The following is a 13,162-nucleotide window of genomic DNA, read 5'->3' on the forward strand; positions in this document are numbered from 1 at the left end:
ACCCCAGCCCTCCCCCGCAAGCGGGAGAGGGAGCGCAGCGTCTTCGTGGTCGCCGGTTCGACCTAACTTCATCATGCTTTAGTATCCCGCAGCCTCCGAGCCGCGCGTGCGCGGATCCGGCGCCCCGAGCAGACCGTTGGTCGTGACGAGGATCGAGTTCGCGGAGGAGTAGCCGAGCGGCCCGACCAGTTTGTGGCCCTTGGCGCGCAGATCGCCCAGCACCGCGTCGGGAAAGCCGCGCTCGATCCGGACCTCGTCGGGCAGCCATTGATGGTGCATGCGGGGCGCGGCGACCGCGGCCGCGATGTCCATCTTGTAGTCGATCACATCGACGATGATCTGCGTCACGGCGGAGATGATGCGGCTGCCGCCGGGCGATCCCGTCACCAGCACCGGCTTGCCGTCCTTCAGCACGATGGTCGGCGACATCGACGACAGCGGACGCTTGCCGGGCCCCGGCAGATTGGCCTCGAAGCCGACCAGGCCGAAAGCGTTGGAGGCGCCGGGAGCTGCGGTGAAATCGTCGAGCTCGTTGTTGAGCAGCACGCCGGTGCCGTCGGCGACGAGGCCGACGCCGTAGGGGAAGTTCAGCGTATAGGTGTTGCTGACGGCGTTGCCGCCGGCATCGACGACCGAATAATGCGTGGTGTTGTCGCCCTCGTGCGGCTGCTTCGCGTTGCGCACATCGGTCCAGGGCGTGGCGCGGGCAAGGTCGATGGTGGCGCGCTGTTTGGCGGCATAGTCCTTGTCGATCAAGAGCTGCGTCGGCGCGTCGACGAAAGCGGGATCGCCGAGATAGCGGGCGCGATCGGCATAGGCCCGCTTCATCGCCTCGATCATCACATGCAGCGAGGCGGCCGAGCCCTGCTTCATGTCGGACATCGGAAAGCCTTCGAGGGTGTTGAGGATCTCGAGCAGCACGACGCCGCCGGAGGAGGGTTGCGGCATCGAGACGATGTCGTAGCCGCGATAGCTGCCACGGATCGGCGTGCGGATCACCGGCTGGTAGGATTTCAGATCCTCGAGGGTGAAGATGCCGCCGGCATTCTTGATGCCGCTGACAAGCTTCTCGGCGACGGCGCCTTGGTAGAAGCCGCGCGGGCCCTGTTCGGCAATATCAGTCAATACGCCGGCGAGATCGCCCTGGACCAGGCGGTCGCCCTCGCGCAGCGGCGTGCCGTCGGCGTGCGAGAACGTCTTGGCCGAATTCGGCCAGCGCGACATGCGGCGATACATGTCGTTCAGCGTGTCGGATGTATCGTCGGTGACGATGAAGCCGTCGCGCGCGAGATCGATCGCGGGCTTGAGGATCTGCGCCAGCGTGAACTTGCCGGAGCCGTATTTCTCCAGCGCCAGCGCGAGGCCCGCGACCGTGCCGGGCACGCCGATCGCGAGCGCGGAGTTGCGCGACTTGTCGGGATCGGGCTTGCCGTCGGCGTTCAGGAACATGTCGCGGGTCGCAGCCTGCGGCGCAGTCTCGCGATAGTCGATCGCGACATCCTCATTGCGGCCGGCGAGATGGATCACCATGAAACCGCCGCCGCCGATATTGCCGGCGCGCGGATAGGTCACCGCCATCGCAAAGCCGGTGGCGACCGCGGCGTCGACCGCATTGCCGCCCTGTCGCAGGATGTCGGCGCCAACTTGCGCAGCCAGCTTCTCCTGCGCCACCACCATGCCGTTTTCGGCGCGAATGCTGCGAATCGTGTCCGCGGCTGAAGGTTCATAGAAGCGGCGCTGGACCTGGCCGAGGGCAGGCGTCGTGATACCAATCACCAGGAGAGCGGCAAACAGCCGTCGCGACATCGTTGCCGTCAGCGCCATCGAAATGTCCTGCCCTGTTCATCGCCGTATCAGTCAAACCGGCTCATGCTATATGGGAGCGGATTGGAGCGGCAAAAGCCTGCCTGTGGTTCGAGTTGGGGAATATCTTTCGCGATGACGGCAACAATGCAGACGGGCGCCGGTGACGCGAAGGCCTCCACCAAGGTTTATCCTGGCCGCGCAGCCGTCATCAGCTGGATCTTCTTCGACTGGGCCGCGCAGCCTTATTTCACGCTGATCACGACCTTCGTGTTCGCGCCTTATTTCGCGAGCTTCGTCGCGCCCGATGCCGCGAGCGGCCAGGCGCTGTGGGGCTTTGCCACCGCGGCTGCGGGACTTGCGATCGCGCTGCTGTCGCCGGTGCTGGGGGCGATCGCCGATGCCAGCGGCCGGCGCAAGCCGTGGATCGCGGGCTTTGGCGCGCTGCTCGTGATCGGCGCCAGCGCGATGTGGATCGGCAAGCCCGGCAATCCCGATATCATCCCTATGCTGCTGCTCGCCTATGCGATCGCAAGCGTCGGCGTCGAGTTCGCGACCGTGTTCAACAATGCGATGATGCCGACCCTGGTGCCGCCGGACCGGATCGGGCGACTGTCAGGCACCGGCTGGGCCACCGGCTATGTCGGCGGCATCCTGAGTCTTGTTCTCGTGCTCGGCTTTCTTGCCGCCAATGCCGAGACCGGCAAGACGCTGTTCGGCTTCACGCCGCTGTTCGGTCTCGATCCTGCCATGCATGAAGGCGACCGCATTACCGGGCCGCTGACCGGGCTTTGGTTCATCATCTTCGTGACGCCGATGTTCCTGTTCACGCCGGACTATCCGACGAAGCGTCCGATGCGCGCGGCGCTCGGCGAAGGCCTGCGCGAGCTCAGGGAATCGTTGTCGAGCCTGCCGAAGCAGAAGTCACTGGCGCGCTTCCTGCTGGCGAACATGATCTACACCGACGGGCTGGTCTCGCTGTTCGCGTTCGGCGGCATCTATGCCGCCGGCACGTTCGGCTGGGACACGATCCGGATCGGCACCTTCGGCATCATCCTCGCGGTCGCCGGCACGTTCGGCGGCTGGATCGGCGGCAAGCTCGATGATGCGTTCGGACCGAAGCGCGTGATCACCGGCAGCCTCGTGATCCTGCTGTTCGCGATCGTCGTGATCCTCACCGTGAACAAGGATTCCGTCCTGTTCATCCCGGTCGCGCCGCCGGTGCCGGGCGGTCCGTTGTTCGCGGGCGCCGCCGAGCGCGCCTACATCGTGCTGGGCTGCCTGATCGGCGCCACCGGTGCGCCGCTGCAGGCGGCTTCGCGCTCGCTGCTAATCCGCCTCGCGCCGAAGGACCGCATCGCGCAGTATTTTGGCTTGTTCGCGCTCACCGGCAAGGTGACGTCGTTCATCGGCCCGCTCCTGATCGGCGCGATCACCGCGGCGACCGCAAGCCAGAAGGCCGGCATGGCGGTGTTGGTGGCGTTCTTCGTGGCGGGACTGGCGCTATTGGCGAAGGTGCGGGAATAACCACCGCCGTCGTCCCGGCGAAGGCCGGGACCCATACCGCGTGATCCATCGAAGGCGCGCTGGGGCTAGTTGTCCCTCACCAAGCAAGATCGGTGGTTATGGGTCGCTGCTTTCGCAGGGACGACAGCTTCGTAGCCCGGATGGAGCGAAGCGCAATCCGGGGTCTTTGGTCCGCGGAGAAACCGCCCCGGATTTCGCTACGCTCCATCCGGGCTACAGTCGCATCAATGCCGGAAATGTCGCACGCCGGTGAATACCATGGCAATGCCGTGCTCGTCGGCGGCCTTGATCACCTCGTCGTCGCGCATCGAGCCGCCGGGCTGGATCACCGCGGTGGCGCCGGCCTCGATGCAGGCGAGCATGCCGTCGGCGAACGGGAAGAATGCGTCGGAGGCGACCACCGAACCCTTGGTCAGGGGCTCGGCGAGCTTCAGCTCGGCCGCCGCATCCAGCGCCTTGCGCGCGGCGATGCGCGCGGAATCGACCCGGCTCATCTGGCCGGCGCCGATGCCGACGGTGGCGAGGTCCTTGGCGTAGATGATGGTGTTCGACTTGACGTGCTTGGCGACGCGGAACGCGAATTTGAGATCGCGCAGCTCGGCGTCGGTCGGCGCGCGCTTGGTCGCGACCTTCAGGTTCATGTCCTCGACCACCGCATTGTCGCGGCTCTGCACCAGGAGGCCGCCGGCGACGGTCTTGGCGGTGAGACCGACAGCACGCGCGTTCGACAGGCCGCCGGCGAGCAGCAGGCGCAGATTGCGCCGGCCGGCGATGATCGAGATCGCCTCCTCGGTTGCGTCGGGCGCGATGATCACCTCGGTGAAGATGCCGATGATGGCGCGCGCGGCGTCCGCATCGAGCGTGCGGTTGACCGCGATGATGCCGCCATAGGCCGAGGTGGAGTCGCAGGCGAGCGCACGGGCATAGGCGGTCGCGAGATCGGGGCCCTCGGCAACGCCGCAGGGATTGGCGTGCTTGACAATCACGCAGGCCGCGGTGCGCTGTGGGTCGAACTCGCCGACGCATTCATAGGCCGCATCGGTGTCGTTGATGTTGTTGTAGGACAGTTCCTTGCCCTGCAGCTGGCGCGCGGTCGCAACGCCCGGCCGCTTCTCCGGCGTGGCATAGAACGCCGCGGTCTGGTGCGGGTTCTCGCCATAGCGCAACGACTGGATCAGTTTGCCGCCGAAGGCGCGGAAGTCCGGCGCCTTGGTATCGAGCTGCACGGCAAACCAGTTCGAGATCGCGGCGTCATAGGCCGCGGTGCGCGCATAGGCCTTGGCGGCGAGCCGGCGGCGCAACTGAAGCGAGGTCGCGCCCTTGTGCGCGGCGAGCTCGTCGAGCACGGCAGAATAGTCGTTCGCCTCGACCACCACGGCGACGTCGTCATGGTTCTTCGCCGCGGCGCGGATCATCGCCGGACCGCCGATGTCGATGTTCTCGATGCACTCCTCGAAGCCGGCGCCTTTGTCGACGGTGGCCTCGAACGGATAGAGGTTGACGACCAAGAGATCGATCGGCGCGATGCCGTGCGAGGTCATCGCGGCCGCATGTTCCTTGTTGTCGCGGATCGCGAGCAGGCCGCCATGCACCTTCGGATGCAGCGTCTTGACCCGGCCATCCATCATCTCGGGGAAGCCAGTGAGCTCGGAGACGTCCTTGACCTTCAGCCCGGCCGCCGCGATCGCCTTGGCGGTGCCGCCGGTCGAGACCAGCTCGACGCCATGGTCGGCCAGCGCCTTGGCGAAATCGATCAGTCCGGTCTTGTCGGAAACGGACAACAGAGCGCGGGTCACGCGGCGAAGCTGCTCGGTCATATCGGAAAATCCCTGGCTGTTAAGGCAGCCGGGTAGCATGGTTTTGTGCGGTACGAAACCGGTCTCCGAGCCCGATTCCCCTGAAAATGGCGATAATCCGGTATCCATTCCCCGTCACCCTGAGGAGCGCGGAGCGCGTCTCGAAGGGTCGACGGCCACCAGCCGGGCCGTGCATCCTTCGAGGCTCGCAAGAGCTCGCACCTCAGGATGACGGGTTAGGGGACACGCTCCCTTTACAGCGGCAGTTCCGGCTCGCGGCGGGCGTTGCGGCGCGCGGTGGTGGCGGAGGCCGAGGTCGAGGAGCGCACGAAGCTCCAGCGGATGGTGCCGGCCTGCCTCGCGTCCTGCCGGATCACGATCTGGGAGGTGCGGCGCGGGCCGTCATTGCCGGCCAGGAACACGCTGTCCTCGAGATCGACCTTGTCGTCCATCGCCTCGAAGGTCCAGACGTCGCGGTTGGGCAGCACCAGCATCACGCCGCGGGCATCCGACAGCCGGCTCGCCTTCACCGAAGGGTGCAAATGGAAGCGCAGCGCGAAATCGGCCTCGCTGCCCTTGATACGGCCGCCCGGTGCCGGCGACAGCGAATCCTCGCCCTCGAGCCGCGTGCCGTCCTGCGCGACCATCAGCACGCGGCGGTGGATCACGCCGAAGCGCGAGAGATAGCCGTCATGCGAGGCGGTGAGCACGTCGCCGTCGGGAACAGCTTCGCGGTAGCTCTCGACATTGCTCGGGCCGCTGGTGATCGGCGCGCCGCGCAGCAGCCGCTTCATCGCCGACAGTTCGACGAACTGGCACGACGAGGTGTCGCGGTAGGTCAGCGTCGAATGCGCCGCGGTGGAGCGCGCGAACGGCCGCCAGTTGTCGCGGCCTGTGCTCGGCATGCCGCAATTGACGACGATGCGGCTTACCCCGGAGGAGAGCTCGAACGACAGGCAGCCGGCATGCGCGTCCTGGCTGACGCTTGCCGGCGGCGGCGGGCCGGTGTCGATGATCAACGCGGTGCTGCCGGCATCGAGCCGCTGGAAGCCGGTATGCGGCATGCTCGCCATCGGCACGCCGCGGGTGTCGTCATAGGCGAGCAGCGTCGCGACGAGATCGGACGGCGCGGTGCTCATGCCGTTGAACAGCGCGAAGCTGCCGTCGCCGTGCCGGAAGAAGCGCAGCATCGGCATCATGCGGTCGATGGCGTTGAGCAGCGCCGGCGGCGGCGCGATGTTCCGTGCAGCAAAGGTCTGCCGCAGCGGCAGGAGATCGCTGAGCAACTCGACCAGCGCGCCGGGATTGCGCGAGATGTGGCCGCCATCGGGCAGGATCTGGCGCTGCAATTCGTCGGACAGTTTGCGCGTCGCCGATTTGATGTTGCGCGCCTGGTTGGCGAGACAGAGCGAGGCGTAGCACAGCGCGATCAAGACCTGCAGGCGCGGAACGCCGTCATTGTCGAGCGTCGCGTGGCGCAGATAGCGGATCTCGCGCGCCAGCCCGCGCAGATATTTGCGGTAGAATTTTCCGTCGGTGTCGCCGAGCACCAATGGCGCCTGCGACAACAGCGAGATCACCCGCCGCGCGCGCACATCGGCGCGGCGTTCCAGCGGCCGCTTGCGGGCCTGGTTGGAGATCCAGTCGTCGACCAGCGAGCGGGCGTTGGCGCGGGTCAGCGCGGTGTCGGCGGCGCGCAGATGGCGCAGCCAGCCGAAGCCGAGCAGGGCGGCTTCCCAATCCTCCGATGGCGGCTCGAGATCGAAGATCGAGCGGCCGTGGCAGGTGACGATCTTGCCGGCGAAAACGAATCGTCCGGCATAGATCTCGGCCGCGCGGGTAGCGTCGGCGGTCCGCAGGTCGTGTGGGGCGATGATCAGCCGGTCGGTGCGGCCGGGCCAGAGCCGCGACAGCGCCACCGTGCTCCCGCTGGCGCGTGCGATCATGCTGCGGGCAAAGCGGCCAGCAATCAGCGTCGAGATGCGTCTGCTTTGAGCGACCGACACGCCTAACCTTGCGGGGAGGGAATTTTCAACGAATCCTTATTTAATCCGGAAACGCGGCCAAGGCACCTTCTTGATATACAAGACACCCTCTTGATACCGCACGAATCACTTCGAGCTTAGAAGACTGAAGTTTAAAATCAGGATTTAACCAGCCGGGCGGCGTAAAAACCGTCCAGCCCGCCCAGCCGCGGGTCGGCGTTGGGCAGATGGCTCGGCAAAGTGCGCAGATCGCCGTCGGCGGTAATGATGTCCTCGAGGCCGGCAACCTCGTCCTTCTCGACCGGCGCACGGCGCAGGCCTGATTCGCTCGCCAGCAGCGCGGCGATCGCGTGCTCGCCTTCCTCCGGCTCCAGCGAGCAGGTGCAGTAGACCAGCGTGCCGCCCGGCTTCAGCAGATTGGCGGCTTTTTGCAACAGGCGCTTCTGCAGCGCCGACAGCGCGGCGATGTCGCCTTCCTGCCGCAGCCAGGCGACGTCGGGATGGCGGCGGATGGTTCCCGTCGAGGTGCAGGGCGCATCGACGAGGATACCGTCGAAGCTCGCGGCTTCCGCCGGCCATTCGGCGGCGTCGGCGACGACCGTCTCGGCCTGCAACTCCAACCGCGTGAGATTGTCACGCAGTCGCGCGACCCGCGCCGGCGAGCGGTCGACCGCGGTGACATGCGCGCCGGCCAGCGCGAGCTGGGCGGTCTTGCCGCCGGGCGCGGCGCAGAGATCCGCGACCGCCTTGTCCTTGATGTCGCCGAACAGCCGCGCCGGCAGCGCGGCGGCGGCGTCCTGCACCCACCACTGGCCTTCGGCAAAGCCGGGCAGCATCGTGACGGAACCCTGCAGCAGCGTGCGCACGGTTCCCGTCGGCAGTATCTCGCCGTGCAGGCGGCTCGCCCATTGCGGCGCGTCCGACTTCACCGTGAGATCGAGCGACGGCTCGTGCCCGAGCGCGAGCGCCATCTCGCGCGCGGTGGCTTCGCCGTAATGCGCATTCCAGCGCGCCAGCATCCATTGCGGCAGGTCGAGCGTCTGGGTGCCGATCTCGTCGATCAGGCCCTGGCCCTCGCGCGCGCAGCGGCGCAGCACGGCGTTGACCAGCCCGGCATATTTCGCGGCGCGCCGGTCGGATTGCACCAGCCGCACCGAAAGATCGACCGCGGCATGGTCAGGCACGTCCATCCAGAGAATCTGTGCCGCGCCGATCAGGAGCGCGCTCTGCGCGCGCGGTGCATCGGTCGGGACGCCGCGGTCGAGCAGGCGCGACAGCAGATGGCCCAGCGTGCCGAGCTTGCGCAGGATGGTTGACACCAGCCGGCGCATCAGCGCGCGGTCGCGATCGGCCAGCGATTTCAGGCCGGGATGCGCGCCGGCGCCGTCGAGCTGGTCGTCGAGCGTGCGGTGCTTGTGCAGCACGCCATCGAGGATGTCGGCCGCGATACGGCGGGCCGCGAGGCCGGGGACTTCGGCAGGTACTGCAAATCTTGAAGGAGGCATGAAGCGGAGATATCTCGAAGGTGCTGAGTTACATTCGGCTCATGCCCATCAACTCGAGACCACCTCTGGCATGCGAATATGCCAAATGTAAGAATCGGCTTGCGGGATTTTGCGATCGTGATGTCGTCACTGAGCCAGCACAGAGATACGCAACGCGCGGTCGGAAGGTTTTGCCATGTCTGAAAAATTGCCATCGTCACTGCCGCCGGAGGCCGCGCCGCGCAAGCCGCTGACGCCGGCCGCGCAACGCGCGCTCGCTGAGGCCGCGGCGCGGCGCAAGGCTGCCGAAGAGCTCGCCGCGCAGAACGCGGCCGCGCGGCCGAAGGAGTTCCAGGGGCCGAAGGGGCCGGAACCGACGCGTTACGGCGATTGGGAGACCAAGGGCATCGCCTCGGACTTCTGAGAGTCTTTTTGTAGTGCCTTGCTTGACGGCTCGAGCCAAAGACCAGGGTCGCCAGTAGCCTTGGGGTTGTGCAAATCGGGTACAGACCGGGAACCTGTTGACTCCCGGTTGTGGTTCCGTGCCACAATTATCGGCGATTCGGAGAGAAGGCCGCCCTTGCAGGGGCGGCCCTCCGGACCCGCACTAACAGCTAGGGGCTGCTAGCGGGCATTGGCGATACCAACAGCCGGACAATGAGTCTGGATCCGTCAACAGTCAATAGCGGCCCCGTATTCAGAAAGGGGCCAGAATGGCCACGCTGACAGTATCGTTCGATATCCACTACGATAACGAGGCAAACTACAATCGCGTCTATAAGGCTCTGCAAGAGGCGATCAAAAAGGGACGCGGTGCTGCCCAATGGTGGTCTGAAACGACCTCGTTCTATATCATCGATGCTGGCGCTGAAACGGCATCCTCGTTCCTCTCTCGCATTGTGAGAGAGTCTGGCGCGCGCCGATCAATGGACAAAATCGTTGTGCTTGACGTGAACGCGAAGGCAGCCGCCCGATGGGGGAATATTCAAGATTCCACTATCGACGTCTTAGTGCCATTCATCCAGAAGCTTTGATGACCGCGGTTGCACGCCTTGTCGCCGCCAGAAATGAATAGCGTGCGACATCATAAGTCCTCCAGAATCCCGGCTCATATCTGCCGGGCTTCTTCCCCGATCCAAATAGTTTTTCCTCCTCGCGGCCCGATGCTGCCGCCGGCTTTTGCAACGATCTGTTGCACTCTCAAAGTGGCTTCCACGCGTTGGAGTGCAATCTGATCTCTTTCCCCGGGGGTAACTAGCCATGGGTTTGCTTGATAAGTTGGGCGAGCAACTGCCGGGACATGTGCCTGAAATCAAGCAAGATACGCCTCACTATGAAGCGGTTGGTCGCTTTGTGACGTCATTCGCAAATGCCGAGTCGGCAGTCCATATCTTGGCTCGTTTTCTTTCCGGAATGTCGGACGAGAAGGCTAGGATCGTGTTCGGTGGCATGAGACTGCCCGATCTCACGGAGATCGTGCGCCACTTTATGAGAATAGATAATACGCCGTCAGCAGAACGAGCCATTATTGATGATTGCCTTACGCAATTGGTGGCGATCAGCAAGAAGCGTCATAGCCTTGTTCATAGGCCTGCCACGTTTTTCGACGGCAAACTGTCAGTCTCTAATATTCTAACCTCTAAACGAATCCAGTCGTCAGAACTCGAGGTATTTGAAATTGACGAGATGCGGGCAATGCAGCTCGACTGCGGAACGATCTATCTCAAGCTGGATAAGGTCATCCACCCCAACAGAGAAGATCCATTCAATCTCGTGGACCCCCATCTGCTAGGGCAGCCATGGCGATTCAAGCATGTTCCGACAAAGACCCCGAATCTAAAGCCACGCACAAAATCGTCAAAACAAAAGCTCCCGCTTCCAGCGTCTCGAGGAAAATCGAAATAGCTTGGGTTCGGATCGCCCAGCCTAATTGGAATTTCTGGGAACTAGTCCACGCTTATGTCGAGGTCGTGCTGCAGAATATGTCCCCATACGGGAGAATGAATCCTTATCGTGGGACGGGGCGTCCGCCTTTCCGCCGGACCCCTTGGGGCCGCCGCGTCTCGGCGGCGCTGCCATGGGTGTTCGTGCTCGGCATTGCCATCGGCAGCACGCTGCCGATCCGGCAATGGGTGCATTTGCCGCCGACCTGGTCGCTCGGCAGGTCTCGCGACACCGACGTCATCTGGCAGCGGGCCGGCGCGCCCGACATCAGGCACAACGTTGATGTGATCAGGACGATCGACGGCGACACGTTCGAGGCGCGGGTGCATTTCTCGCCGGGCCCGGATCTGTACACGCGTGTCCGGCTGCGCGGCATCGACGCGCCGGAGCTGAAGGCATCCTGCGCGCGCGAACTGCAAATGGCGCAAGCGGCGACGGTGGCGCTGCGCGACCTGCTCGGCCAGGGCGAAGTCGCGATCTACAATGTCGGTCCCGACAAATATCAGGGCCGCGTCGTCGCCGACGTCGCGACCAGGAAGACCGACAATGTCTCGGCCGCGCTGCTCGCCGCCGGCCATGCGCGGGCCTACAATGGCGGGCACCGCTTCGGCTGGTGCGGATATTTCGCGCGCTAGGCGACAGCGTCAAACCAGACTGGGTAAACAAAAGTCGCGCATCCGCGCGGCTTTGCTTTGGACGAGGCGCTGTGCCTGATCAGCGGGTGACGACAACCGTCGTGCCGATCTCGACGCGCGAATAGAGGTCGGTGATGTCCGTGTTCAGCATGCGGATGCAGCCGTAGGAGACGAAGCCGCCGACCGAGCCCGGCACGTTGGTGCCGTGGATCGCGTATTCGCCGCCGGCCAGCGTCATCGCAGCGACGCCCATCGGGTTGTGCGGCGAGCCGCCGGCGATCACGTTCGGGATGCTCGGCTTGTCGCGCTTGACCTCGGCGGGCGGCGACCAGGCCGGGTTGCGATATTTGCCATCGATCTTCGTGGTGCCGGCCCACTGCTTGCCGGACTTGCCGACGCCGACCGGGTAACGCATCGCGTGGCCGGAATCGAGAATGAGGTAGAGCCGCCGTTCGTTGGTCTTCACCACGATGGTGCCTGGCTCATAGTTGTCGGCGTGTATTCCCACCATTTCCGGCCGGGCTTCGGCCGCCTGCGACGTCAAGACAACAGCACCAAGGGTGGCAGCCAGCGCCACCGCAAACTTCATCGACATCAACCTCTCCACTTCCCAACAGCTCCCGTACGGAAGCCAAAAACGAAGATGCAGAGCCCTTGAAAAACCGGGCCTGCCGGTCTCACGCACGCAAGATTAACCGCGTGTGTTAACCGGGTGGTTTCACACCGGCCGTGAGACACGTCCTGATGGCGCGGAGAAAAGGAAAAGTTCGGATTAAAGTAAATGACCTGAAAACAACACTTGGCCACAAACGCGCCCCAATCGCGCCACGCCTCTGACAATCCCGTGAAAGGGCCGCGCCGAGCGCTTTTTGAGCGAAGCCTGTCCGGTATGTGATGCGGTTGGATGCTGGTTTGTGTGACGAGAAAGCGAAAGGCCGCGGCGGAGATCGCGCGCGGCCCTTCTTCAATGTCCCGATATTGTGCCGGATTACTTCTTGTTCTGCCGGTTCTGCACGAGGTCGTCGACCACGGCCGGATCGGCCAGGGTCGAGGTGTCGCCGAGACTCGACGGCTCGTCCTCGGCGATCTTGCGCAGGATGCGGCGCATGATCTTGCCGGAGCGCGTCTTGGGCAGGCCGGGCGCGAACTGGATCAGGTCCGGCGAGGCGATCGGGCCGATGTCCTTGCGGACCCAGGCGACCAGCTCCTTGCGCAGCGCTTCGGTCGGCTCGGTGCCCTTCATCAGCGTGACATAGGCGTAGATGCCCTGGCCCTTGATGTCGTGCGGGTAGCCGACGACGGCGGCTTCCGACACCGCCTCATGCGCGACCAGCGAGCTCTCGACCTCGGCGGTGCCCATGCGGTGGCCGGAGACGTTGATGACGTCGTCGACGCGGCCGGTGATCCAGTAGTAGCCGTCGGCATCGCGCCGGCAGCCGTCGCCGGTGAAATACTTGTTCTTGTACGTCGAGAAATAGGTCTGCTCGAACCGCGCATGGTCGCCATAGACCGTGCGCATCTGGCCCGGCCATGACTTGGTCAGGCACAGATTGCCCGAGGTCTCGCCGTCCAGCGTCTTGCCGTCGGCATCGACGATCTCCGGCACCACGCCGAAGAACGGCCGTGTCGCCGAACCGGGCTTCAGCTTGGTTGCGCCGGGCAGCGGCGTGATCAGGATGCCGCCGGTCTCGGTCTGCCACCAGGTGTCGACGATCGGGCAGCGGTCGTCGCCGACCACGCGGTAATACCACTCCCAGGCTTCCGGATTGATCGGCTCGCCGACCGAGCCGAGCAGGCGCAGCGATTTGCGCGAGGTCTTCTTCACCGGCTCGTCGCCGCTCTGCATCAGCGCGCGGATCGCGGTCGGCGCGGTGTAGAAGATGTTGACCTTGTGCTTGTCGACCACGTTCCAGAAGCGCGAATTGTCCGGATAGTTCGGCACGCCCTCGAACATCAGCGTGGTCGCGCCGTTACAGAGCGGCCCGTAG

Annotated in this window: 11 protein-coding genes; 5 read left to right on the plus strand and 6 right to left on the minus strand. The window is 64.8% G+C overall.

Annotated features, from left to right (window positions below; genetic code table 11):
- Positions 1 to 78: 78 nt before the first annotated feature.
- Positions 79 to 1,824 (minus strand): gamma-glutamyltransferase, encoded by a 1,746-nt coding sequence (gene ggt / locus AC1VNY_RS41040; RefSeq protein WP_482409456.1) that lies wholly within the window; start codon positions 1,822 to 1,824, stop codon positions 79 to 81.
- A gap of 126 nt (positions 1,825 to 1,950) precedes the next feature.
- On the opposite strand from ggt, the gene AC1VNY_RS41045 reads away from it, so the two are divergent.
- Entirely contained in the window at positions 1,951 to 3,330 is a 1,380-nt protein-coding gene (locus tag AC1VNY_RS41045; protein WP_482409464.1) for an MFS transporter, read from the plus strand.
- Between the two features lie 224 nt (positions 3,331 to 3,554).
- On the opposite strand, the gene purH is transcribed toward AC1VNY_RS41045, so the two are convergent.
- The 3 genes from purH to AC1VNY_RS41060 all read right to left on the minus strand — a co-directional run bounded on the left by purH (position 3,555) and on the right by AC1VNY_RS41060 (position 8,616).
- Positions 3,555 to 5,147: a bifunctional phosphoribosylaminoimidazolecarboxamide formyltransferase/IMP cyclohydrolase gene (purH, locus tag AC1VNY_RS41050; RefSeq protein WP_482409457.1), complete on the minus strand. Its 1,593-nt coding sequence runs from the start codon at positions 5,145 to 5,147 to the stop codon at positions 3,555 to 3,557.
- Positions 5,148 to 5,380: 233 nt separating this feature from the next.
- Positions 5,381 to 7,132, minus strand: a complete 1,752-nt coding sequence (locus AC1VNY_RS41055; protein ID WP_482409458.1) for a heparinase II/III family protein — start codon at positions 7,130 to 7,132, stop codon at positions 5,381 to 5,383.
- 137 nt (positions 7,133 to 7,269) lie between these two features.
- Positions 7,270 to 8,616 carry an RsmB/NOP family class I SAM-dependent RNA methyltransferase gene (locus AC1VNY_RS41060; protein WP_482409459.1) on the minus strand — a complete coding sequence of 449 codons (1,347 nt, stop codon included), beginning with the start codon at positions 8,614 to 8,616 and terminating at the stop codon, positions 7,270 to 7,272.
- A gap of 175 nt (positions 8,617 to 8,791) precedes the next feature.
- On the opposite strand from AC1VNY_RS41060, the gene AC1VNY_RS41065 reads away from it, so the two are divergent.
- The 4 genes from AC1VNY_RS41065 (at position 8,792) to AC1VNY_RS41080 (ending at position 11,174) form a co-directional block, all read left to right on the plus strand.
- Positions 8,792 to 9,019: a DUF1674 domain-containing protein gene (locus AC1VNY_RS41065; RefSeq protein ID WP_304498024.1), complete on the plus strand. Its 228-nt coding sequence runs from the start codon at positions 8,792 to 8,794 to the stop codon at positions 9,017 to 9,019.
- A gap of 289 nt (positions 9,020 to 9,308) precedes the next feature.
- Positions 9,309 to 9,629 carry a hypothetical protein gene (locus AC1VNY_RS41070; protein ID WP_482409460.1) on the plus strand — a complete coding sequence of 107 codons (321 nt, stop codon included), beginning with the start codon at positions 9,309 to 9,311 and terminating at the stop codon, positions 9,627 to 9,629.
- Between the two features lie 226 nt (positions 9,630 to 9,855).
- Complete coding sequence (locus AC1VNY_RS41075) at positions 9,856 to 10,500, plus strand: hypothetical protein (RefSeq protein WP_482409461.1); 645 nt, start codon at positions 9,856 to 9,858, stop codon at positions 10,498 to 10,500.
- Between the two features lie 77 nt (positions 10,501 to 10,577).
- A complete protein-coding gene (locus AC1VNY_RS41080; protein ID WP_482409462.1) occupies positions 10,578 to 11,174 on the plus strand; it encodes a thermonuclease family protein in 597 nt (198 codons plus the stop codon).
- Between the two features lie 79 nt (positions 11,175 to 11,253).
- On the opposite strand, the gene AC1VNY_RS41085 is transcribed toward AC1VNY_RS41080, so the two are convergent.
- Both AC1VNY_RS41085 and AC1VNY_RS41090 read right to left on the minus strand, forming a co-directional pair.
- Complete coding sequence (locus AC1VNY_RS41085) at positions 11,254 to 11,769, minus strand: L,D-transpeptidase (RefSeq protein WP_461192827.1); 516 nt, start codon at positions 11,767 to 11,769, stop codon at positions 11,254 to 11,256.
- Positions 11,770 to 12,162: 393 nt separating this feature from the next.
- Positions 12,163 to 13,162: AMP-binding protein (locus AC1VNY_RS41090; protein ID WP_482409463.1), on the minus strand; the 1,000-nt coding region annotated here is incomplete at its 5' end.

Source organism: Bradyrhizobium ferriligni (genome assembly GCF_056837965.1).